This is a genomic window from Nostoc sp. CmiVER01, from assembly GCF_034531135.2.
Lineage (GTDB): Bacteria > Cyanobacteriota > Cyanobacteriia > Cyanobacteriales > Nostocaceae > Nostoc.
This window is the reverse complement of record NZ_JAVRBU020000006.1, coordinates 256163-279410: the sequence shown is the minus strand read 5'-3', so window position 1 is coordinate 279410 and position 23248 is coordinate 256163. Positions and strand designations below refer to the sequence as shown.

24 protein-coding genes, 1 other RNA gene and 1 pseudogene are annotated in these 23248 nt (G+C 42.0%); 18 read left to right on the top strand and 8 right to left on the bottom strand.

Features of this window, described 5'->3' with window-relative positions:
- Window positions 1-419 precede the first annotated feature (419 nt).
- Entirely contained in the window at window positions 420-749 is a 330-nt protein-coding gene (locus tag RMZ43_RS11985) for a hypothetical protein (RefSeq protein ID WP_322652745.1), read from the bottom strand.
- Window positions 750-888: 139 nt separating this feature from the next.
- Between RMZ43_RS11985 and RMZ43_RS11980 the strand changes: the two genes are divergently transcribed.
- The 12 genes and pseudogenes from RMZ43_RS11980 to RMZ43_RS11925 all read left to right on the top strand — a co-directional run.
- Window positions 889-2070: a class I SAM-dependent methyltransferase gene (locus RMZ43_RS11980; protein ID WP_322652709.1), complete on the top strand. Its 1182-nt coding sequence runs from the start codon at window positions 889-891 to the stop codon at window positions 2068-2070.
- Between the two features lie 527 nt (window positions 2071-2597).
- A complete protein-coding gene (locus tag RMZ43_RS11975; RefSeq protein WP_190729970.1) occupies window positions 2598-3038 on the top strand; it encodes an ATP synthase subunit I in 441 nt (146 codons plus the stop codon).
- Window positions 3039-3098: 60 nt separating this feature from the next.
- Window positions 3099-3860: a F0F1 ATP synthase subunit A gene (atpB, locus tag RMZ43_RS11970; RefSeq protein ID WP_322652708.1), complete on the top strand. Its 762-nt coding sequence runs from the start codon at window positions 3099-3101 to the stop codon at window positions 3858-3860.
- Between the two features lie 148 nt (window positions 3861-4008).
- On the top strand, window positions 4009-4254 hold the full coding sequence (atpE, locus tag RMZ43_RS11965) for an ATP synthase F0 subunit C (protein WP_012411162.1): 246 nt from the start codon (window positions 4009-4011) through the stop codon (window positions 4252-4254).
- 182 nt (window positions 4255-4436) lie between these two features.
- Window positions 4437-4868 (top strand): F0F1 ATP synthase subunit B', encoded by a 432-nt coding sequence (locus RMZ43_RS11960; RefSeq protein ID WP_322652707.1) that lies wholly within the window; start codon window positions 4437-4439, stop codon window positions 4866-4868.
- Between the two features lie 193 nt (window positions 4869-5061).
- Window positions 5062-5634 carry a F0F1 ATP synthase subunit B gene (locus RMZ43_RS11955; RefSeq protein ID WP_322652706.1) on the top strand — a complete coding sequence of 191 codons (573 nt, stop codon included), beginning with the start codon at window positions 5062-5064 and terminating at the stop codon, window positions 5632-5634.
- Entirely contained in the window at window positions 5631-6185 is a 555-nt protein-coding gene (gene atpH / locus RMZ43_RS11950; RefSeq protein WP_322652705.1) for an ATP synthase F1 subunit delta, read from the top strand. Before RMZ43_RS11955 ends, atpH begins: the two co-directional genes overlap by 4 nt.
- A gap of 232 nt (window positions 6186-6417) precedes the next feature.
- Window positions 6418-7932 carry a F0F1 ATP synthase subunit alpha gene (gene atpA / locus RMZ43_RS11945; protein ID WP_322652704.1) on the top strand — a complete coding sequence of 505 codons (1515 nt, stop codon included), beginning with the start codon at window positions 6418-6420 and terminating at the stop codon, window positions 7930-7932.
- A 141-nt stretch (window positions 7933-8073) separates the two neighbouring features.
- Window positions 8074-9021: a F0F1 ATP synthase subunit gamma gene (locus tag RMZ43_RS11940; RefSeq protein WP_322652703.1), complete on the top strand. Its 948-nt coding sequence runs from the start codon at window positions 8074-8076 to the stop codon at window positions 9019-9021.
- Window positions 9022-9122: 101 nt separating this feature from the next.
- Window positions 9123-9887: a class I SAM-dependent methyltransferase gene (locus RMZ43_RS11935; RefSeq protein WP_322652702.1), complete on the top strand. Its 765-nt coding sequence runs from the start codon at window positions 9123-9125 to the stop codon at window positions 9885-9887.
- 66 nt (window positions 9888-9953) lie between these two features.
- Window positions 9954-10343: a transfer-messenger RNA gene (gene ssrA / locus RMZ43_RS11930) on the top strand.
- Window positions 10344-10585: 242 nt separating this feature from the next.
- Window positions 10586-10805 (top strand): annotated as a pseudogene (locus RMZ43_RS11925) (IS982 family transposase); the annotation flags it as partial.
- Here the strand turns inward: RMZ43_RS11925 and RMZ43_RS11920 are convergent.
- Window positions 10734-10943 carry a hypothetical protein gene (locus tag RMZ43_RS11920; RefSeq protein WP_322652701.1) on the bottom strand — a complete coding sequence of 70 codons (210 nt, stop codon included), beginning with the start codon at window positions 10941-10943 and terminating at the stop codon, window positions 10734-10736. The pseudogene RMZ43_RS11925 and the gene RMZ43_RS11920 sit on opposite strands and share 72 nt — an antisense overlap.
- A 379-nt stretch (window positions 10944-11322) precedes the next feature.
- Between RMZ43_RS11920 and RMZ43_RS11915 the strand changes: the two genes are divergently transcribed.
- The 4 genes from RMZ43_RS11915 (at window position 11323) to RMZ43_RS11900 (ending at window position 14286) form a co-directional block, all read left to right on the top strand.
- On the top strand, window positions 11323-12504 hold the full coding sequence (locus tag RMZ43_RS11915; protein WP_322652700.1) for an RtcB family protein: 1182 nt from the start codon (window positions 11323-11325) through the stop codon (window positions 12502-12504).
- A gap of 220 nt (window positions 12505-12724) precedes the next feature.
- Window positions 12725-13171: a hypothetical protein gene (locus RMZ43_RS11910; RefSeq protein WP_322652699.1), complete on the top strand. Its 447-nt coding sequence runs from the start codon at window positions 12725-12727 to the stop codon at window positions 13169-13171.
- Window positions 13083-13367, top strand: coding sequence for a helix-turn-helix transcriptional regulator (locus RMZ43_RS11905; protein ID WP_416212421.1), 285 nt, complete (start codon window positions 13083-13085; stop codon window positions 13365-13367). The genes RMZ43_RS11910 and RMZ43_RS11905 overlap by 89 nt, the downstream gene beginning before the upstream one ends.
- Before the next feature lie 106 nt (window positions 13368-13473).
- Entirely contained in the window at window positions 13474-14286 is an 813-nt protein-coding gene (locus RMZ43_RS11900; RefSeq protein WP_322652698.1) for a class I SAM-dependent methyltransferase, read from the top strand.
- 8 nt (window positions 14287-14294) lie between these two features.
- Here RMZ43_RS11900 and RMZ43_RS11895 read toward each other — a convergent pair whose 3' ends face one another.
- Both RMZ43_RS11895 and RMZ43_RS11890 read right to left on the bottom strand, forming a co-directional pair.
- Window positions 14295-15185: an Rpn family recombination-promoting nuclease/putative transposase gene (locus RMZ43_RS11895; RefSeq protein WP_322652697.1), complete on the bottom strand. Its 891-nt coding sequence runs from the start codon at window positions 15183-15185 to the stop codon at window positions 14295-14297.
- Window positions 15186-15342: 157 nt separating this feature from the next.
- Window positions 15343-16641: a dihydrolipoamide acetyltransferase family protein gene (locus tag RMZ43_RS11890; protein ID WP_322652696.1), complete on the bottom strand. Its 1299-nt coding sequence runs from the start codon at window positions 16639-16641 to the stop codon at window positions 15343-15345.
- Window positions 16642-17089: 448 nt separating this feature from the next.
- Between RMZ43_RS11890 and RMZ43_RS11885 the strand changes: the two genes are divergently transcribed.
- Window positions 17090-17608, top strand: a complete 519-nt coding sequence (locus tag RMZ43_RS11885) for a hypothetical protein (RefSeq protein WP_322652695.1) — start codon at window positions 17090-17092, stop codon at window positions 17606-17608.
- A gap of 209 nt (window positions 17609-17817) precedes the next feature.
- On the opposite strand, the gene RMZ43_RS11880 is transcribed toward RMZ43_RS11885, so the two are convergent.
- Entirely contained in the window at window positions 17818-18267 is a 450-nt protein-coding gene (locus RMZ43_RS11880; protein ID WP_012412623.1) for a YlqD family protein, read from the bottom strand.
- A gap of 42 nt (window positions 18268-18309) precedes the next feature.
- Window positions 18310-20286, bottom strand: coding sequence for an AMP-dependent synthetase/ligase (locus tag RMZ43_RS11875; protein WP_322652694.1), 1977 nt, complete (start codon window positions 20284-20286; stop codon window positions 18310-18312).
- Window positions 20287-20530: 244 nt separating this feature from the next.
- Between RMZ43_RS11875 and RMZ43_RS11870 the strand changes: the two genes are divergently transcribed.
- Window positions 20531-20776, top strand: a complete 246-nt coding sequence (locus RMZ43_RS11870) for a hypothetical protein (protein WP_322646653.1) — start codon at window positions 20531-20533, stop codon at window positions 20774-20776.
- Window positions 20777-20880: 104 nt separating this feature from the next.
- On the opposite strand, the gene RMZ43_RS11865 is transcribed toward RMZ43_RS11870, so the two are convergent.
- Window positions 20881-21303, bottom strand: a complete 423-nt coding sequence (locus RMZ43_RS11865) for a CVNH domain-containing protein (RefSeq protein ID WP_322646652.1) — start codon at window positions 21301-21303, stop codon at window positions 20881-20883.
- Between the two features lie 728 nt (window positions 21304-22031).
- A complete protein-coding gene (locus RMZ43_RS11860) occupies window positions 22032-23225 on the bottom strand; it encodes an MFS transporter (RefSeq protein ID WP_322652693.1) in 1194 nt (397 codons plus the stop codon).
- Window positions 23226-23248 lie beyond the last annotated feature (23 nt).

The following is a 23248-nucleotide window of genomic DNA, read 5'->3' as shown; positions in this document are numbered from 1 at the left end:
ATGATGAGGTGTAAGGTTATCGCCTCTACGTCCTAGTTTGAGTAAGTCTCCATAAGTACCTATACTGCCCTCTCTAGGAATAAGTTGACCTTGATTATTAATAATGTTTTATCCCATATTCGCTATTTCTTTTGATTAGTATTCTAATTACTAAGGGTAAGGATTCAGGTGTTTAAAACCCCGTCACAGAGCTAGTTTCAAAATTGAGTTTCGCTTATTAACATACCTTTAGTCGCAATAACGCACGAAAATATAGTCGTTATGCAATTCTTATTGAGAATATAAATTTGTGACTAATCCCTAGAAACCTTTATCAACAAAAGCTCGTAGAGATTTTGGTATGACCTGAATCCTTACTACTAAGGTAAATTTACTCGGCAGTATAGTAAATTTCGTAATTTTGCCCAGTAAGCAGAAATTTATGAAACTTGCCAAAACCATCGATAAAAACGCCAACAACACGCAATCCCGATAACGGACACCAAAGACCCACCAACAAAACCAAAGACAAAACTAACAAAACCTAATGGAATACACAATAAAAGCAAATAACACCACAATACACGCTTAAGAGGCATAACAGGCATATCAAAAGATGATTGCGAAAATTGAGATTGAGTTGGCTGAACTGAAGATGAAGTAGTCGTAATATTGGATGTTACCGATGGTAGTGATGCAAGCTGCCAAATCTTGATAGTTTTGTCCCCACTTCCACTTATTAAAGTTTTACCATCTGGACTGAAGGCTATCGAAAGAGAATGTCCCTGAAGAGTGTAGATTTGCGCTCCCGTTGCAATATCCCATAGTTGTTGATGGCGATCGCAATTATTTGTCTACCTGAAGTGTCCAGCATTCGCTAAACTCAGAAATGCTGCGTTATTCCTCATCATGTCCGACTCCCAAACCGTTAGTGCTGCTGTTGCCAAACTCTACAATACTTACCCCTTTCCGCCAGAAGCTTTATTGGATGAACCACCCCCAGGCTACAACTGGCGCTGGAATTGGCTAGCCGCTCATAACTTCTGCACAGGTCAAAAACCCCAAAGGCAAGATATTCGGATTTTAGATGCAGGTTGCGGTACTGGTGTAAGTACAGAGTACTTAGTTCACCTCAACCCTCAAGCTTCGGTTGTGGGAATTGATCTCAGTACTGGCGCTTTAGCTGTAGCAAAAGAACGTTGTCAGCGTTCAGGGGCTACCCGCGTTGAATTTCATCACCTCAGCTTATTTGATGTGGAACAGTTACCGGGTGAGTTTGATTTAATCAACTGTGTTGGTGTTTTGCACCATACCTCCGATCCCATTCGCGGTATTCAAGCTTTGGCGAAAAAGTTAGCCCCAGGCGGTTTAATGCACATTTTTGTGTATGGGGAATTGGGACGCTGGGAAATTCAACTCATGCAAAAAGCGATCGCACTTCTTCAAGGTGACAAAAAAGGCGACTACCGCGATGGTGTTCAAGTCGGACGACAAATATTTGCTTCATTACCAGAAAATAACCGAATTGTCAAATACGATAAGCAGCGTTGGTCATTAGAAAATCACAAAGATGAAAACTTTGCGGATATGTACGTACATCCCCAAGAAATTGACTACAACATTGAGACGCTGTTTGAATTAATAGATGCTTCGGGATTAGAGTTTATTGGTTTCTCAAATCCGAGTTTCTGGGATTTGGAGCGACTTTTAGGCAAAGCACCAGAGTTAGTTGAACGGGCAAAAGATTTGAGCGATCGCCAGGTTTACCGCCTGATAGAATTACTAGATCCAGAAGTAACTCATTACGAGTTTTTCCTCGGTCGTCCTCCCTTAATTAAGTCTGACTGGTCAGACGATAACGCCCTACTGGCAGCAATTCCCGAACTTAATCCTTGTCTTGAAGGTTTTCCCAGCCAATGTTTCTTTAATTACGATTACCAGATTGTTAATTTATCTGTACCAGAGTTTGAATTTATGCAAAAGTGTGATGCTAATTCAACAGTGGCGGAGATTTTAGCAGGTGTGCAACTGGGATTGGATGGGGTAAGAACGCTTCTTCAGCAGCAGCTAATTTTATTGACACCTGTTTAATTACACTGACGTTGATACTAAGTTAAGATTTGTCAATTTATACTCGTGGTGAAGAGCGATCGCCCATCACCACTTTTGGCAAATTAATGTAAATTAGGAAAGTGCCTAAAAAACTAGGGTATTGTACATCCCAAAAGTTGGAGCTTTCTGGAATTCAGCAGTGGTGCGATCTTTAATGACTTGCCGCTACTCTACAATTTCTGATTTGCGGTACGTTCATCCGCTCCTCAAGCACCAGTTGATTTTATTGACACCAACTTAATTCAAACTTTGGAGGAGAATTATTCACTCAAAAAACTGAAATTGGAAGAAATTTTGAATTTTCAGGCAGTATTTATTGATTATTCACCCAAATACTCTCTCACATGATTAGCCGCTCTCTCGCTTCTGTGAGCGCGATTTTACTGACTGCCTGATGTTGACAAGAAGTTAATTGTTTTTTCCTAAAGTATTGTTACCGGATCGTGATATGATTCAGCTGACTGAATGTGCAGTCATCATATTTAACTGTACTGGTTTCAAGTCCCGTGAGCTTGTCAGACGAATCAATTGCGCCCACTCCGACAACGCAACAAGATGCTAAAACTGGTTCTGGAGACACAGAATCAGGTAACTCCATGCAAGAGTTCCATCAACTCTTCCAGCGATTGTTAGTAATCACGCTTGTCTTGACGGGGGTTATTTTTATCTCTGTGTGGATTTTTTATTCCTTAAACATTGCCTTAAATTATTTAATTGGGGCGTGTACAGGTGTGGTTTACTTAAAAATGTTGGCTAGAGACGTTGAGCAGCTTGGTAGTGAGAAAACCAGTCTGAGCAAAACTCGTTTTGCTCTGTTTATTGGAGTGATGATCGTGGCAAGTCGATGGCGTGAGCTACAGATTCTGCCCATTTTTTTGGGATTTCTAACTTACAAAGCCACGCTCTTCGTTTATATGGTGCAAATTGCGTTCATTCCTGATTCTTAAAAAGTCAGGCTCACAAAGATAGTAATCCCATCCTCGCTCGTTGGGGAAAATGCTTGAAGAATGCAAATGCTTAGTGTCTTAAACGCCTTTAATTCTTTTCCCCTCGCCGAATTAGAAGTAGGTCATCATTTCTACTGGCAGTTGGGCAATCTTAAAATTCATGGGCAAGTTTTTCTCACCTCATGGTTTGTGATTAGTATTCTAGTAGTGGCTTCAATTGCTGCTACTCGCAACGCACAAAGAATTCCCAAGGGCATCCAAAATTTGATGGAATATGCCCTAGAATTTATTCGCGATCTGGCCAAAAACCAACTTGGTGAGAAAGAGTACCGCCCTTGGGTGCCATTTATTGGCACATTGTTCTTGTTTATTTTCGTATCGAACTGGTCAGGTGCGCTAATTCCCTGGAAGCTCATCAAGCTACCTTCGGGCGAATTGGCAGCTCCCACCAATGACATCAATACGACTGTCGCATTGGCATTGCTGACCTCCTTAGCGTACTTTTACGCAGGTTTTAGCAAACGGGGTTTAGGTTACTTTAAGAAATATATAGAGCCAACACCTGTTTTGTTGCCGATCGCAATTCTCGAAGATTTCACCAAGCCCCTCTCCCTAAGCTTCCGACTATTTGGTAATATTTTGGCGGATGAATTGGTAGTGGCGGTGCTGGTGCTGCTAGTTCCTCTATTTGTACCTCTGCCTGTAATGGCCTTGGGTTTATTTACCAGTGCCATTCAAGCCCTGGTTTTTGCCACCCTAGCCGGAGCATACATTCATGAGGCAATGGAGGGGCATGGTGAAGAAGGACATGAGGAGCATTAAACTTCTCAGTTGATAGCACAGTTCCAAGAGCATATTCGCTCAAAACATCGCAAAGCGCGATCAAAGAACTCATGTGCAGCGTGAAAATCACGTTTCTAATCGTTAACGCACTTTTGTTAGTTTTGTAATCAAAGCAAGGAAAATCAACATGGATCCATTAGTTCAGGCTGCTTCAGTTCTCGCTGCTGCTTTAGCGATTGGTTTAGCTGCAATTGGCCCTGGTATTGGTCAAGGAAACGCTGCTGGACAAGCAGTAGAAGGTATTGCTCGTCAACCTGAAGCAGAAGGAAAAATTCGCGGTACTCTGCTATTAACCTTGGCATTCATGGAATCCTTGACTATCTATGGTCTAGTAATTGCCCTGGTATTGCTGTTTGCTAATCCTTTCGGCTAATACCTGAAATTTTTGTGAGTGTGGAGACGTGAACCATCACGCCTCTACAATCTAAGAGGTTTTAGGTATCTCAATAGTTATAATGTTCAGTTGACCCTTGTTGGCTATGGGTCTCTAAAATATCAAAGGTTGGATGACGTTGCTAGCCATGAACACTGCTACTCCAGCCAAAGAGGAGACAAATGTTTGATTTCGATGCTACCTTGCCCTTCATGGCATTGCAATTCCTGCTACTAGCAGCTTTGTTGAATGCAATTTTCTATAAGCCACTGACCAAGGTACTAGACGATCGCGATAATTATATCCGAACGAATACCCTTGAGGCGAAAGAAAGCTTGGCAAAAGCCGAGCGTTTAGCCGCCGAATATGAGCAGCAACTCGCAGACGCTCGTAGACAATCGCAAGCTACTCTAGAAGCAGCTCAACTGGAAGCTAAAAAAATTACTGCCGATAAAATCGCTGAAGCCCAAAAGGAAGCTCAGTCTCAACGAGAACAAGCTTCTGTTGAAATAGAACAACAAAAGCAAGAAGCTTTTCGCACCTTAGAGCAACAAGTTGATGCTTTAAGCAGACAGATTCTAGAAAAACTATTGGGGCCAACTCCAGTTAGATAAGCTAACTAGACTGGCTCTGCGAAAGCATACGCGTAACTGGGCCCTAGTCCAGAGCGCAAAATTTAAGTGTCAAATAAAGGCACTTTTTCCCTTCTGGGGAAAGATACTTAATTTCCTTACGGGGAAAAGATACTTAAATTTCCTTCCCTTGGGAAAAATACAACGTATTAGCAAGCGAGCAGCGCACTTGTAAATGGGTATCATGGGGACATTCTTATTACTTGCCGCAGAAGCGAACGCTGTTCACTCTGAATTGGCAGAAGGCGCAGCAGAAGGTGGTTTCGGTCTAAACCTAGACATTTTTGAAACCAATCTGATTAATCTAGCGATTCTGGTTGGCATCTTATTCTACTTCGGACGTAAAGTTTTAAGCAATATCCTGAACGAGCGACAATCCAATATTGCCACCGCAATTCAGGAAGCAGAAGGGCGCTTAAAAGAGGCTTCAACTGCCCTTTCCCAAGCGCAAGAGCAGTTGAAGCAATCTCAGGCAGAAGCAGAACGTATCCGCCAATCGGCCACAGAAAACGCCCAAAAGACGAAAGAAGCCTTGTTGGCGAAGGCAGCGCAAGACGTAGAACGCTTGAAACAAACAGCAGCAGCAGATTTAAATACCGAAACAGAGCGAGCGATCGCTCAATTACGGCAACGAGTTGCTACACTAGCATTGCAGAAAGTCGAATCGCAGCTTAAAGGCGGGATTGCCGACGATGCTCAACAAAGTTTAATTGATCGCAGCATCGCACAACTGGGAGGCAATGTATGACAAGTCAGGTAGCAACAGCCGAAGTCGCCCAACCTTATGCACAGGCGCTTTTGTCAATAGCGCAATCGAAAAATTTGACAGAAGAGTTCGGGGAAGATGCGCGTACTTTACTGGGACTGTTAAGAGCAGACAAACAGCTACAAAACTTCTTCAGCAACCCGTTTATTCAGGCTGAGAACAAAAAAGCTCTCATCAAACAAATACTCGGTGAAGGCGCTAACCCCTACTTACGCAACTTTTTGTTGGTATTAGTAGACAAACGCCGCATTGCATTCTTGGAATCGATTTTTCAACAATATCTGGCGCTGTTGCGGCAGCTGAATCAAACCGTATTAGCGGAAGTAGTTTCAGCCGTTCCCCTCACAGAAGCTCAACAGCAGGCAATCATTCAAAAGGTCATTGCCATAACTAATGCTCGCCAGGTAGAGCTAGAAACCAAGGTAGACAGTGAGTTAATTGGTGGTGTAATCATAAAAGTAGGTTCGCAGGTAATTGATGCCAGTATTCGGGGTCAGTTGCGTCGCCTTTCATTGCGCTTAACTAATAGCTAGAAAGTTAGGAGTAGAGACGCGATTAATCGCGTCTGTACAGGAGTTAGAGTAGAGACGTGATTAATCGCGTCTGTACAGAAGTTAGGAGTTAAGAGTTAAGTAAACAATAATTTATTTTGACTTTTAACTTTTAACCTTTGCTTTTTTAACTCATCGCTCTTAACTCGTTACTCTTAACTCATCACTCCTAACTATTGAATTTTCCCGTCTCGAAAGCAAACAAGATAGACACATGAGCATATCAATTAGACCTGACGAAATTAGCAGCATTATCCAACAACAAATCGAGCAATACGATCAAGAGGTCAAAGTTGCTAACGTTGGTACTGTTCTACAAGTTGGTGACGGTATTGCCCGGATCTATGGTCTGGAAAAGGCTATGGCTGGGGAACTCTTAGAATTTGAAGATGGCACAATTGGCATCGCCCAAAACTTAGAAGAAGACAACGTGGGCGCGGTGCTTATGGGTGAAGGGCTAGAAATTCAAGAAGGTAGCTCTGTAACCGCTACTGGTAGAATTGCTCAGATTCCGGTAGGAGAAGCCTTAATTGGACGAGTTGTAGACGCTTTGGGTCGCCCCATCGATGGTAAAGGAGACATCAAATCCTCAGACAGCCGTTTGATTGAATCTCCAGCGCCTGGTATCATTGCTCGTCGGTCAGTACACGAACCCATGCAAACGGGTATCACAGCTATTGACTCAATGATTCCCATCGGTCGTGGTCAACGGGAATTGATTATTGGAGATCGCCAAACCGGTAAAACTGCGATCGCGATCGACACCATCATCAACCAAAAAGAAGAAGATGTAGTTTGTGTCTACGTTGCGATCGGTCAAAAGGCTTCCACAGTCGCCAACGTAGTACAAACATTGCAAGAAAAAGGCGCACTTGATTACACCGTCGTCGTCACTGCTAGCGCCAGCGAACCAGCAACCCTACAATACTTAGCTCCCTACACAGGCGCAACTATTGCTGAGTACTTCATGTACAAAGGCAAAGCTACCCTGGTAATTTATGACGATCTCTCCAAGCAAGCCCAAGCTTATCGCCAAATGTCACTACTGCTGCGTCGTCCACCCGGACGCGAAGCTTACCCTGGAGACGTATTCTACATTCACTCCCGCTTGCTAGAAAGAGCCGCAAAGCTAAGTGACGAATTAGGTAAAGGCAGTATGACCGCCCTACCAATCATCGAAACCCAAGCTGGTGACGTATCAGCATACATCCCCACCAACGTAATTTCCATTACTGATGGTCAGATATTCCTATCTTCTGACTTGTTCAACGCTGGTATCCGTCCAGCTGTGAACCCCGGTATTTCTGTATCCCGCGTGGGTTCTGCGGCTCAAACCAAGGCAATGAAAAAAGTTGCCGGTAAAATTAAATTGGAACTAGCCCAATTTGACGACTTACAAGCTTTCGCTCAATTTGCTTCTGACTTAGATAAAGCCACTCAAGACCAGTTGGCACGGGGTCAACGGTTGCGCGAACTCCTCAAGCAGCCACAAAATTCGCCACTCTCAGTATACGAGCAAGTAGCAATTCTCTACGCTGGTATTAACGGTTACTTGGATGACGTGCCTGTAGATAAAGTCACAACCTTTACCCAAGGTCTGCGTGAGTACTTAAAGACTGGTAAGTATGCCGAAGGAGTAAGAGCCTCCAAAGCATTAGGTGATGCAGAAGAAGCTGCTTTAAAGGAAGCACTTACCGAATACAAGAAGACCTTCAAAGCAGCAGCGTAATTAAAGGCAGGAGTGAAGAGTTAAGAGTTAAAAGTTAATGAAATACTCCTAGCTCTTGTACAGACGCGATTAATCGCGTCTCTGCTCCTAACTCCTGTACAGACGCGATTAATCGCGTCTCCTAACTCCTAACTCAAGAATATGGCCAATCTAAAAGCAATACGCGATCGCATTCAGTCGGTCAAAAACACCAAAAAAATCACAGAAGCCATGCGTCTTGTAGCTGCGGCTAGAGTGCGCCGGGCGCAAGAACAAGTGCTAGCGACTCGCCCCTTTGCAGATCGTTTGGCACAAGTATTGTATGGTTTGCAAAGCCGTCTGCGCTTTGAAGAAGCAAACCTACCACTGCTGAGAAAAAGAGAAGTTAAGTCAGTCGGGCTGTTAGTAATTTCAGGCGATCGCGGTCTATGCGGCGGCTACAATAGTAACGTTATTCGTCGTGCAGAAAATCGCGCCAAGGAAATCAAGGCAGAAGGTTTAAACTATCAATTTGTGTTAGTCGGACGCAAAGCTACACAGTACTTTCAACGCCGAGATCAGCCTATTGATGCTACCTATAGCGGCTTAGAGCAAATTCCTACCGCAGCAGAAGCCAATCAGATTGCCGACCAACTACTTTCCTTGTTCCTTTCCGAAGAAGTAGACCGCATTGAATTAATCTACACCAGATTCATTTCATTGGTTAGCTCCCGTCCTGTGATACAAACTCTATTGCCCCTAGATCCGCAAGGACTAGAAGCAGGCGATGACGAAATCTTCCGCTTGACAACCCGTGGCGGTAAATTTGAAGTAGAACGCGAGAAAGTAGCTAGCCAAGCCCGCCCGTTGGCTCCTGACATGATTTTCGAGCAAGATCCAGTGCAGATTCTGGATTCTTTGTTGCCCTTGTATCTGAGTAACCAGCTATTGCGAGCGCTGCAAGAATCGGCGGCTAGTGAACTAGCAGCCCGGATGACAGCCATGAGTAATGCTAGTGAAAATGCTGGTGAATTGATTAACACCCTTACGTTGTCTTACAACAAAGCTAGACAAGCTGCAATTACGCAAGAACTCCTAGAAGTTGTTGGTGGTGCTGAAGCACTAACTTAGGGTATAGCTAATCATTTATTTGTAGTGCATTGTAATATATAGCCAATTGCTAATTATTTTAAGATTAGCAATTGGCTATTTAGTATTTGAGACTTTTATAGATGACATTAACGGCATACGGGCCCTTATGTACTGAGGTTTACGAAATAACTAAACCCATTGGTCAAGATTACCCAGATATACCATACTACATCAAACATCTTTCATCAATTGGTGGCAGAATTTTGGAGGCGATGGTAGGAACGGGACGATTACTCATTCCATTGCTAGAAGCTGGTATCAATGTTGAGGGTATTGATACTTCACCAGATATGTTGGCAGCTTGTCAAAAACACTGTACTGACAGGAATTTAAATCCTGTTTTGTATCAAAGTTGTGTAGAAAATTTTGATATCCCTGGTAAATTTAGTGCAATTGTAGTTTCCTTTGGTTCATTCATGCTGCTAGAAAAGCGAGCTACTGCTGTGGCTGTATTGCAAGCTTTTGCTCGATACCTGGAACCACACGGGCGAATCTTTATTGATTTAGAGTTGCCTATTGAAGATTTTAAAACAGAGAACATTGTTAAACAGTCATTGCCAATCAACTGCCCAGATGGCTCAACAATCCTTTTACAATCTACATCTCGGCTAAACTGGCTCAATCAAGTTAACACAACTGTGATTCGCTACGAGAAGTGGAAAGAAAGCAAACTTGTTGCTACAGAGTTACAAAATCTTTCCCTACATTGGTTTGGACGCGACGAGTTTATTATGTGTTTACAGAAAAACGGTTACAAAGACATTACCGTGTGTGCCAACTATACTGATAGTCTAGAGCCAACTTCATATAAAGATACCCTGTGTTTCTCAGCAGTACTGGCATAAACCAAAAATTTTTTGTCAATAACACATTTCTAAAACCACGTATTATAATTGAATTATGAAGCGCATGGGTCCGTCACGGTTTCGACAGGTTGGCGAACGCTGCTCTGTGATTCAGGTCGAGAGTGAGTCTCCTCTCGGAAATCAAAGGCTCAAACAAAAAGTAAATGCGAATAACATCGTTAGCTTTGCTCGTAAGCCTGCTTTAGCAGTTGCCTAAAAACCTCTTATAGGTTCGAGCGTCTTTAGTTTGACTCCGTTAAGGACTGAAGACCAAACCCCAACGGATGCTCTAGTAAGCGTTCTCTGGTTGGCTTGCTAGCTAAGATTAAATCAGAGCATCCTACGTTCGGGATAATGAACGATTCCCGCCTTGAGGGTCAGAAAGGCTAAACCTGTGAATGAGCGGGGGGTTAATACCCAATTTGGACAGCAGTTCGACTCTGCTCGGATCCACTAAAAATAACTAACAAGTCCGCCAAACAGTTTAATGTTTAGGTGGATTTTGTTTTATAAAAAGAATTCAGAACTCAGAAGTCAGAATTCAGTATGTACTTTGTACGACTCCCTAGCGCAGCTTCTTCTCTTTTTAACTAGGACTTACGTACACTCTACGAATTCTTCTCTACTCTACGAGAAGCTGCGAAGTCACAAAAAAATACCGAGACTAATAATATCTAACAAAAATCAGAGTCTCGACTATGTCCACCATGATATCTTGCCTCGACCAAAGCCCAAATTTTCTACGACGTAGATGATTTCTGTAACCAATGGGAAAGTCTTTGGCAGAAAGTACCACAATTGCCATCGGCAACAGGAGAAAAGCGCAGCACTTCCCGAATGCATCTATCAGAAGTGATGACAATAATCATCGCATTTCATGGCAATGAATATAAAACTTTCAAGGAATTTTATACCATCATCTGTTTCACCTGACGAAGCCATGAGTAAAGTGTGCGCCCGACGAATCATTCGCGCCGTTGCTTTTCCTTTTTTCACTATTTCAACTAATTGTTGATGCTGTTCTTGTGTTAGTTTTACTATGTGCTTTTTTGGCATACTCTTCTGATCTGCGATCGCTCAACTCTCTGTTTCCATTCTAACCCTGCAAAATTAATACAATAGACCATTAGTAGTATGTCAAGTTTAAATTAATGGGAAAGCAAGTTCATAGTAAGCACTGAAGTCCTTAATAAAAACCCTGGAAAACTACTAGATAATGGGTTATAAATCATATAGATAATTATCAGCACAATCTACCTAATCCCTTCGGATGACGCTCGTTCGCCCTTGGCGTGTCGTAGACAAGACTCGCTAACGCTGCGCTAACGGTAGTTGCTCATGGGAGAAACCCCCATCGCCCTTGGCGTCTCCCCTTGGGAGAAGACCGCACTACCTCACCAAAATCTAAAATTTAAAAACCAAAATAGAAAAAGTTATGCCCTACGAAAAGTTAGAAATTACCACACCAGCACCCGTCTTATCTTGGGCAAATCACTCTTTAGGCCCAGAAGAAACTAATATGGCAAAGAATGTAGCATCACTCCCGTTTGTGTTTAAGCATGTCGCATTAATGCCAGATGTTCACTTAGGAAAAGGTGCTTTAGTGGGTTCTGTAATTGCAACTAAAGAAGCGATTATCCCGGCTGCTGTCGGCGTGGATATTGGTTGTGGAATGAGCGCTATCAAAACATCATTTACCGCCGAACAACTAGAAGGTAAACTGAAGAAAATCCGCCTGGATATTGAAGCAGCAATTCCTACTGGATTTAACGAAAATAAAGACATTGAAAAATCTGTCAGTAATTGGCAACACTGGGAAGATTTTAAAGACTTGCATCACGGCGTGCAAGACTTACAAAGTAAAGCAATGAAACAGATGGGTTCTCTGGGTGGAGGAAACCATTTTATTGAAGTGTGCCTTGATACAGAGAATCAAGTTTGGTTGATGCTGCATTCTGGTTCGCGTAACATCGGCAATAAACTCGCCCAATGTCATATTCATACAGCCAGAGAATTAGCAAAAATGGCTGGTAATAAATTGCCTGACGCTGATTTAGCTCACTTCGTCGCTGGTACGCCAGAATTTAAAGCATATTGGCACGATTTGCAATGGTCACAAAACTATGCGCGTGTCAACCGCGATGTGATGATGGCGCGTTTTAAGCATATTGTCGAGAAGCATTTAGCAGGTGGGAAGGCAACGAAACCTTTATTGCAGGTTAATTGTCATCACAATTACGCTGAAAAAGAAGTGCATTTTGATGAGGATGTATACGTGACTCGTAAGGGTGCAGTCCGCGCCCAGACTGAAGATTATGGGATTATTCCTGGTTCGATGGGGGCAAAGTCTTTCATCGTTAAAGGTAAAGGTAATGCTCATAGTTTTTGTTCTTGCTCTCACGGTGCAGGGCGTTTAATGTCTAGAAATAAGGCAAAAAATGTCTACACACTGGATGATTTGATAGAGCAAACAAATGGCGTAGAATGCCGCAAAGATGAGGGTGTGTTAGATGAGATTCCTGGTGCTTATAAGCCAATAGAGCAAGTTATGGAAAATCAAGCGGATTTGGTTGAAGTTGTAGCAACGCTCAAGCAAGTTCTTTGTGTGAAGGGATAAGTTTGTTGGGTGGGTAATGCCCACCTTTTTTATTTTTTTAAACGTAAAGGCACGCTGAGGTAAGCGCAGAGGTACGCTGAGGAATAAATGATTGTTTTAAGTGAATCGACTGAGCAAATAGAGTCATCTGTTAGCACTAACGAAAAGAAGTTAATAGTGTAACTTTGTCACGCATTAGCTTACTATCTTTTTTGTAGTAGCTCACAAGTTAGTAGGCAACATGAAATCTGAACAACTCTCAGCCATTGAGGTGGCAAGCGGAAATCTGGTGCCGATGAGCAGTAAACCTCCTATTTTATCCAGCACTAATCACTGGAAAGGGATTGTGCTTGAACAGCATCATTTACCTGCCTTTGAATGTCCAGAGCTTTGTTTACAGCAGCACAGCATTAATATTTGGCTTGGTAATTCATGTCAAATAGACTGGCGGCTAGCAGGTGGAAGGTTACACAGTACGCAGATGAGGAGAGGTTTGGTTAATGTCACTCCAAAGGGGATTCCGACTCAAGCGCGTTGGCACCAGGAAATAAAATTTCTTCTAGTTTCTTTTGATTCCAGTCTATTTAAAAGAGTAGCAGATGAGACGATCGTTGGGAGCGATGTCTACGACGGGCTACGCCTACTCACTATTGAAATTATCCCACAGCGCGGAGTCTGCGAGGTTTAAACGTTTAATGGGTCTTTCTCCACATCAATACGTTATTCAATGTCGGATTGAACAAGCTAAATTTTTACTCACTTCTACTCAATTACCTATTATCGAAATTGCACTTCAAGTAGGCTGTTCTAGCCAAAGTAACTTTACCACCCTTTTTCGTAAGCATATAGGAATCACACCCAAAGCATATAGAGAGATGATATAAATTTTGGGATTTTGCAAGATTTAAAAATTTTGAAAGCAAGTTTTCAGAAGACAAAAGTTTCACTGACAATTTATTCTCATAATTGACCAGTGAAATCGAGAAGATCGTGCAAAATAGCCAATACGAACAACAGTATAAGAAAAAAGTAATTGATTTCTTCGATAGCAGAACTAGCTATGACAACGATTATACAATTCATCGCGCTCTGCCTCTACTAGATTTAGTTCAACTGCAAAAGGGACAAAAAGTATTGGATATGGCAACAGGCACTGGTATCATTGCTATTGCTGTTTCACAAATTATTGGTTCTGAAGGAAAAGTCACTGGAGTAGATTTTTCTTCAGGGATGCTAATTCAAGCACAACAGAAAATTGAAGAATTAGGCTTACAAAATATCGAACTTATTGAAGCCGACGCTGAGTATATCGACTTCAATGATGAGAGTTTCGATGTAATTCTTTGCTCTACGGCGATAGTGTATTTTAAAGATATTCCTGCTGTTCTACGTAAATGGTATCGTTTTCTCCAACCAGGCGGAGTTGTAGCTTTTTCTTGTTGCTCTGAAGAATCTTGTGGAGCGCCACTCATCATCGATATTTGTAACAAACATAATATTTTGCTGACAAGTATCAATGAGCCAACAGGCACACCCGAAAAATGTCATAATCTGCTTGCAGAAGCTGGTTTTCAAAATATTGAAGTGAAGACCCAACAACTAGGTTTCTACCGCAATCTAGAGCAAGCTAAAGAATGGAATGGTGAATGGTTTCATCCTAGAGAAAACCCTTTGTTAGAACTTTCATCAGAGCAAATAGCAGAATTAAAAGCAGAGTATCGTCAAAAAATTGAAGCAGAAGCAACAGAGCAAGGAGCTTGGTACGAAAATCTGACTTTTTTTGTAACTGGTCGAAAGGTTTAAAGCAAACTCTAACTTTCTATTGTATTAAGCCAATTTATCAAATCAGCCTCACTGGCGAAATCTAGTAATACTTCACCCAAGTTTTCTAACTGAGTCAAGGATAACTCTTGCAACCGGGATTGTAACTGAGAATTAATTGAACCAAGCCTACGAGTTAATAGACGCATCACTAGCCTTAGTTCTGATTGTCTTCCTTGTTCAATGCCTTGTTCAATGCCTTGTTCAATTCCTTGTTCAATGCCTCGTTGTCTACCTTCTTGAAGTCCTTCTTGGAGAATTTCTTGATAAATGCTAGATTCTCTCATATCTTCTCTCCTCAAAAACTGACGAATTAATTCTGGCTCGAATACCAACCCTGCTAGAAGTTGGGTACATACCGAGATACTCTGCTTGGTAGCTTCTTCTTCAATCATACTCACCTGAACTGCTACCTGTTGAAGTAAGCTTTGAGGAGAATCTGTTCGCGCCAAAGTTGCCAGAGGTAATAAACCAGGAGATAACAATAAAGGTTCTGGATCTTGTTCCCAAATTCTGATGACAGAGTAACGGTGAGTAGTATTGCGGGCAATAAATTGATCTACAAAGACAGCTTCTGAAGTTGTCGGTTTAAGAAAAATTACTATCTGCTCGATATCACAATTGTATTGTCGATATAGCCGCACCCAATAGTCCAACATCCGCAGTGGCAAGGGTGGAGTCGATGCTGGTAAGGTTTGAAACTCTAAATGCAGTATTTGATTGGCAGTTTGCAAAAAGGTTACAGAATCGGCACGAATTGGTTCTTGATTTAATTCTGTTTTGAGAATCTGGATATCCGTTGCTTCAGATGCGAGTAAGTAGCGGATAAAATCTTCTGGATACTGCTCAACCAGATATTTCAGGGTGTTGTCGTATGTCACTTTGATATCAGTTTAGACATCAACTCATGTAGAGACGTGATATCGCCACATAGTTTGTCCAGAAAAAATTTAAACGGAGGTATATTGTTAGCGCTACTCTACGAAAAAATGCTGTTCGCTGATAGCGCTAACATTTAAATTTGGTGTCTTTTCAAAATTACATTGTCAAAGATTGAGGATTCGTCTCAATCAATTTCGTTAAATCTTGCAAGAACGCCGCAGCATGGGCACCGTAAATAATGCGGTGGTCAGAAGTAATATTCACCTGCATTTGTTGCCGCACGCCAAATAAACCGTCGGGTGTTGCTACCACTTGCGGACGGGATGCCCCGATCGCTAAAATTGACCCTTGTCCAGGCGGTAAAATCGCATCAAATTTATCTACGCCAAACATCCCCAAGTTAGACAGTGTAAAAGTACCACTGTTGTATTCTTGAGGCTGTAGTTGTTTTGTCCTGGCACGTTCTACCAAAGATTTCCAAGTACGCGATAGAGAATAAATATCCACTGCGTCTGCATTTTGCAGCACAGGTGTAATTAATCCGCCATCATCCATCGCTACTGCTACGGAAATGTTGATATCAGAATGATAAACAATACCCTGGTCTGAGTAGCTAGCATTTAACAATGGGTGTTTTTGCAACGTTACCGCTACAGCTTTCGCCAGTAGCGCTGTCATTGTCACGCCTTTGGATTTAATTTGTTTATAAAGTTTGTCTAATCCATCAGTGGTAATTGTATAACCAACACGGAAGACGGGCACGGATATGGTGGCTACCATGTTCCGCACTACGGCATTTTGGAAAGTAGTTAGAGGCGTGATTTGACCAGGAACAGCCGCTACCACTGGCGCGGGTGCTGGTGTATGAGGTGCTGGGGGTGCAGGGGTGCTGGTTGGTACAGGTGCTGGTGGGGCAACTGGGGCAGGGGCGGGTTGTTTGTCCTTATTGGACAATGCTTCTACATCTTCGGCGACAATGCGACCGTGGGGGCCACTGCCTTGGAGTGTAGTTAAATCAACTTTAAGTTCTTTGGCTAATTTGCGGGCACGGGGTGAAGCTACAAGCCTTCCTTCCTTGTGGTTAGACCCGTTTTGAGACGCTAAGGCAGGTGTTGCAACTGAGGCTGTGGCGGCGACTGGTTCCGGGGAAGCGGTAGTAGTAGCAGCCGCGCCAGAGGAATTGGCAAGAGACTTGGCCTGTTCAATTTCAGCTTCCGTTTCGGCGATGAAGGCGATCGCAGATCCTACTGGGGCAGTTTCACCAGCTTCAACTATGATATGGGCAAGAAATCCCTCATAAAAGGTTTCTACATCCATATCTGCCTTATCTGACTCTACAACCACCACTGTTTCGCCTTTTTCCACTTTGTCTCCTGGCGATTTCACCCAGGAAACGATTTTGCCTTCCGTCATGGTGGAACTCAGCGCCGGCATAAATACTTCGTGAATGCTCATAGGGTGGTTTGGGAATCAATGGTTTATGGACTTTAACAGTTTTTATCAGATCGAATTGTATCTTGGTAGGAGAGTTTTGGACTGGAGATTTTATATTTTTATTGAGGAATAGGGAGTGGGGAGTGGGGAATGGGGGGAGTTACTAACTTTTAACTCTTGTACAGACGCGATTAATCGCGTCTCTCCTAACTCTAGGAACCTAAATATAACTTAGAGGTCTATAATACAGAGCTATCGTCAATGGTTAGCCAATATCTCGATCTCGTTTTAGTCGTTGACTTGGAACAACCATCACGAGTTTCTCACAGATTAAATGGGATTGCTATTTATATTCCTCATAACTACTGCTTAAGATACAGGAGCTTCTCACAGGTAGAGGATATAGAATGCAGTTCAATCTAGAATTCAAAATTGGTCATAAACCTATTTGAAATTCCTGTTTATTTTTATGTCGGCAAAGTTGAAATTCTTTTTGATTGTGATACTAAGTATCTTTGCCACTGCTGGCGCTGGAGTATATATTACCTACCAGCAATCTACACCGATTGTTGAGACTAGTGATGTACAAACCCAGCAGGTGGGAGCAATACATCAGTCTCAAGAGGTTGTGGCATACTCAAAGCGTTCAAATTTTAAAACTATACCTTTAGAAAAGCTCAACTCATCTCTCCAAGGTAGCGATCCTGCTACCCTTGCGCTGAATGCCTTTGATGACATAGGAGCAGTAGGAGGAACGCGAAAGGTAGAGGTAGCTTATCCACAACGAAATCAGGCCCTTGTGACGATTACACAAATCAAGGGGGGTAATGATTCGGTTGGTATTAAATATCGAGTTGAGATGACTACTTTTGGGCGATCGCTTTTTATTAGCTCACCTCCAGTCTGGCAAATTGTTTGGGCTGGCTCCCAGGTGGAATGTTGGGCTGGGAGACGCTCCCAAACAAAGTTAAATCACATCTGTCAGTAGAGACGCGATTCATCGCGTCTGTACATTGGTCATTAGTCATAAAACAAATGACATAGACGCCTTAGCGGTGAAGCAGCGAGGTCTTCTCCCAAGGGGAGACGCCAAGGGCGATGGGGGTTTCCCCCATGAGCGACTGCTGTTAGCGCAGCGTTAGCGACGTTAGGAGCGTCACCCGAAGGGCTTCCCGCAGGGTAGGACAAATGACAAATTTAAATGTCGCCGCGAATTTCTTCTACAACGCCATCGCGGAGAACGATTTCCACTTGCATTTTGCTAATCAGGTTATCACCAATCTCTACCCGGAAAAAGCCTTCCATTTGGAATTGGTTGACTTCTTGATCTTGCTGAAGAAACTGCACTTGTTGGAGATTTTGCAGCAATTGATTTTTCTGCTCTAGAAATTCACTTTTCTTTTGATTGACTTGGAGTTGGATATTGTCAATTTGTTGGAGGGTCTGGGGGCCTGGTGGTTGTAGACTCTGCTTTTGAATTGCAGCGATCGCTCTTTGTCCTTCTACGTCTAGCTGTTGCAGTTGCTGGTCAAGTTGATTGATTTGCGTTTGTAGTTGCTGTTGTACTTCCTCTTTCCAGAGGGGAGTCACAATGACTTTGACGTTAACAACACGTTTCAGGAGCAAGTTAGATTTGGAGACATCCATAAATATTTCACGTTCACTCTTACTAGTTGGGAGGTGGAATAATCAGGCAAACATGCCGTCAATAATATCGTGATAGCGTTCCGTAACGACGTGTCGGCGAACTTTTAGTGTTTGTGTCATCAAGCCATTTTCGATGGAAAACGGTTCCAGAATCAGTCTAAACGTTCCAATGCGGTCATCCGGTCGATAACCTGGACGATTTTGCACTTCCCGATTCAATTCTTGCCGAAATAAATCCTGGATCATTCTACTCTCGAAGTCAATTTTTTGAGTAGGTGAAGAAGTAACCGAATCGTTGGGCGTATCCAGTGTCAGATTTTGACTGGCTGCCCATTTTTCTAAGGCTTCGATATTGGGGACAATTAAGGCTCCCAGGCTGCGCTGATCTTGACCGACGAGCATAATTTGATCGATGTATGGCGATCGCAAACACACATCTTCGATCGGCTGTGGCTCGATGTTTTCCCCGTTGGTCAATACAATCGTATCCTTTGCTCTGCCAGTTAGCACCAAGTCGTCTTGTGGTGTCAGCCAACCCAAATCGCCGCTATCAAACCAACCATCAGCGTCAATTGCTTTCGCTGTCGCTTCCGGATTTTGGTAATAGCCTTGCATAATCTGCGGCCCCTTCAACAATACTAAGCCTCGCTTTTCTACTGGTAAAGGCGTTTTTGTTTCAGGATCTACGATTTTAGCTTCTGTAGCTGGAAGTGGTTGCCCTGATGCACCAATCAAATTTCGCCAAGGACGACGCACATGGGTAACAGGAGAAGTTTCTGTCAAGCCGTAACCTTGCAAAATCTGCACACCAATAATCTCAAAGAAATTATCTATGTGTCTGGGAAGCGCACCGCCGCCGCTAATCATCTGCTTAATTTGTCCCCCGGTGGCTTCTCGCACTTTGGCATAAACCAGTCGTTCTCCCAAAGTATGGAGGGGTAATAAAGCAGATGCTTGGATCTTAGCTGCTAATCGTTCGACGGCTGAAGCATGAAGATTATTTAAATCCAATCCTTGAGCAACCCGCCGCGCTTTGATATATTTCTCGCTATTGCTCAATAAAAACTTAATTAAGCGTTGTTTATTAGCTGGTTGTTCGCGGAACTGCTTTTGCACTCCTTCATAAATCGATTCCCATAGCCGAGGTACACCCACCATGTAGTTGGGTTTAAATTGTCTCAAATCTGCTTTTACCGAGCGCAAGTTGGTATAAACTTGTGTGCAACCTTGAGATAGTAAATAATATTCAACAGTTCGTTCGTAGCTATGCCAGGAAGGTAAAATACTGAGAACGATATCGCCTACATTTGGTTGTACTACTGTCCTGAAAGTGAGTACTTGGTGCATCAAGTTGTTATAAGACAGCATTACACCTTTGGGTTTACCTGTGGTTCCAGAGGTGTAAATTAGGGTTGCTAGAGCATCACGATTTTGCTTGACTGGCACAAAATTATGATTTTTCCCAATTTCGAGCAACTGGGTAAAGTTCAGCGCCTTTAGGGTTTCGTCTGTCGGTGGTGCTTCATCCGACAGTAATATTACCACCTGAATAGGTAAATCTTTGAGACGGTCTTGCAGTTTTTTAAGTGTTTTTAAATCTTCAACTACGATCGCTGTACTACCACTATTAGCGATGATAAATAGCAGTTCTTCTTTTTCTGCTTGGGAGCTACGCACTGCATCAACGGCTCCAGCAGTCATTATCCCTTGATCAGCAATAAACCAGCGAGGACTGTTGTCAGAAATTAAGGAAATGCGATCGCCTACCTTCACTCCTAACGCCTGCAACCCAGCAGCAAATAGTTGCATTTGCTCCGCCAACTGGGTATAAGTAATTACTACTTCTGGTTTAGCATGAGGGCTGCGGAGGGCGACAACATCACCAAATCGCCCAGCTGCCAAAGGCCAAATTTCTGGCAGCGATTCCACATTTGTGTAATCTACCAACCGCTTTAATGCCTGCCGTTCTTGTTCGCTAATATTAGATAAAAAAGAAGACGCGGTTTGGGTTTTTGACATAACACCTTACCTAAATATCGTAAACGGATCGTTTTCCAGCTTATTTTGTTATTACGCTACAATAACCGTCCTTATTATCCACATTCCCCTCTGTGTATGATAATTCCAGGAATTCCACGTTTATATTTACAAAAATTTATGTTAAAGTTAATTTACATAGACTGCAAGCAATGATTGTGTTTGCAGCTAAGAACAGCGATGTCTACGACGAGCTACGCCTACGTTTCACAGGAGATGATTACCTATGAATTTGATAGACGCTATACTGCTAACGCTGCTCAACATTGCTGCTTGCATGGCGTTTCCTAAGCTTTTAGCCCTTTTTCTGGCCCAGAAAACTAAACTTACTGAAGCGTTGCCGAATGCTTCCAAATTACAAGCAGCTAAAATTGAACTTACAAGTTTTCCTTATTGTACAGTTTACCAATTGACAGGCAGCCAATTCTGTAAATTTAGTCCTGATTTCTGTGCTAATTGTTCTCCGAATTGATGGACAAATTACCAGTAAATTATTTTAAAAATTAGGTGAGGTAGATAAACTACCTCACCTAATTTTTGGCAACCCAACCGACTTTAACGTTGCCTAATGTCTACCTATGAATAGCGCAAAACTCCATTAATATTGTCTATTCCCTTAATCAGAATTGATGTTGAGTTGTATGTGCCATTAATTCTCCGGCAACTTGCCGTTAAGGTAGCTCCAGCAACATTAATGTTGCGACAAGAATTTTGATAACTACTAGCGGATCTGGGGTTACTAGTATAAAGCAAAACTCCATTCCCATTGAATATTCCCCGAATCAGGATTGAGGTTGAGTTGTATGTGCCATTAATTCTACGGCAACTTGCCGTTAAGGTGGCTCCACTAACATCAATGTTCCGACAGGAATTTTGATAACTACTAAGATCGGTGGGTGCTGCAAAAGCAGCATTGATAGGAATTGTAGCTATGATTGCACCACAAGCCGCAAGACTCATTAAACGTGGTGAACGACTTAGCTTTGCGAGATAAGACATAAGTATTATCCTTGAAAAAATTAAGTTTTATTGCCCTTTTTTTACATGAAAAAGGACAATATAAATATTACCATCTGTGTTCAATAGGTAAGTATAAAAATTTATAACTATATAATTGGTAATTATGAGTACAACGTTTACGTAGCATCTCGTAGAGAAGCAATCACAAAGACTTTGACGGGTTTACATTTTGTTACAAAGTTAGCTTACAAGTCTGCTGATTCTTGAAGTAAATTGTCCTAGCGTTATTTTATATCTCTGGATAGAGAAAAATAAGATGATGACTATGAATATTTTTCATGACTTTTGATCTTTGACTTCCGCCTTGCGGTACAAGTCACCTTGAGATTGTCAGAATATATTTAGTTAGCTTATATGTAATAAAGCAAATTCAAAATCCTGATTTGAAGCAATTGTACTAATTTTGCTGCAAACTAAAAATATAGTAAACACCAATTTTGAATTCTGGAGAATCACAATATGAGTTTAATGGATGGTATATTACTGACGCTGCTAAATACTGTTGCTTGCCTAGTGCTGCCTAAATTGCTAGCAATTATATCCGCGAAAAGCCAAAATACTGCAACCTCAGAAGTTTCCAACTCTGAAATCCCCAGCTTTTCTTAATATAAGCTGACTATATAGAGATATCGCCTTGATGAAGAGAAAATTTAGTTATTGCTGCAAGGCGATATCTCAGTGTAATATTCAAAAATGAAAGTTTGAGATTATTTATTATTTATTCTTGCTGTAGTTGTTTTAGGTCTGACGATAACAAAAAATGCGATCGCAGTAAAAAATAACATTTGCCAAGTTACCAAATTCCAGCCACCGAGATTCCAGCATAATAGACCAATGCTAGTACCTACAGAACCGCCAATAAAATAGGTAGTCATGTAAACTGTGTTGATGCGACTATTCGATTGAGCATCAAGAGTGTATATTCTTGCGACGTTAGTAACTTGGGTTGCTTGTACACCTACATCTAGTAACAGTACAGCAACAGCGATCGCCAGTGCAGAATTAGAAGCAATTTTAGCAATTACTAAGCTTGCAATCACCATCGATACAGCAAGAGTTAAGGAACGTTGGGAGTTACCTTTATCAGCTAGTTTACCAAAAACTGGTGCCATTAATGCACCTGCGATCGCCACAAAGCCATACATCCCAATTGTGTCAGATTGAAAATTAAAAGGTGTTCCGCTTAGATGGAAAGTCAATGTTGTCCAAAATGAGCAAAACACACCAAACAATAACCCGCTAATTAAAGACGCTTCTCTTAATAATGAAAAACGTTTTAATTGGTGGAGTGTTGAACTTAATAATGCCAAATAATAACCATTAAACTCATTTTTTACACTTGGTAAATAGATATTTAGCAAAACAATAACAATTAAAATCATTCCTGCCGAAAATCCATATACATAACGCCAACTCAACCATTCAGCAATATATCCACTAAAAACCCTTGCTCCTAAAACTCCAATTAATATACCAGTAAAAATGTTGCCTACGGTTTGACCTGTAGTTACTCTATCTATACTTGCTGCTAAAGGTAGAATAATCTGAGCGGAAACTGTCGCAATCCCAATTGCTATGCTCAATATCCAAACTTCGGCGATATTTTGTGAAAACGTCATGCCTATCAATAAACAGAATAAACATATCAGTAAGCAAAGAATTAATTTTTTCTTGTTGATTTTATCGCCCAAGGGAATTAAAAAGAAAATCCCTAAACCGTAACCAACTTGCGTAAGCACAGATATGCTACCCGCTTCGCCTTCACTGACTCGAAAAGATGATGCAATATCTTGAAGGATTGGCTGATTATAATAAACATTAGCAACACAGACACCAGATGCGATCGCCATAATCAATACCTGGACTTTAGTTAATGCGTTACTTGAGATTTGTTTTTCCATTCAACCTAAGTACACTATAATTT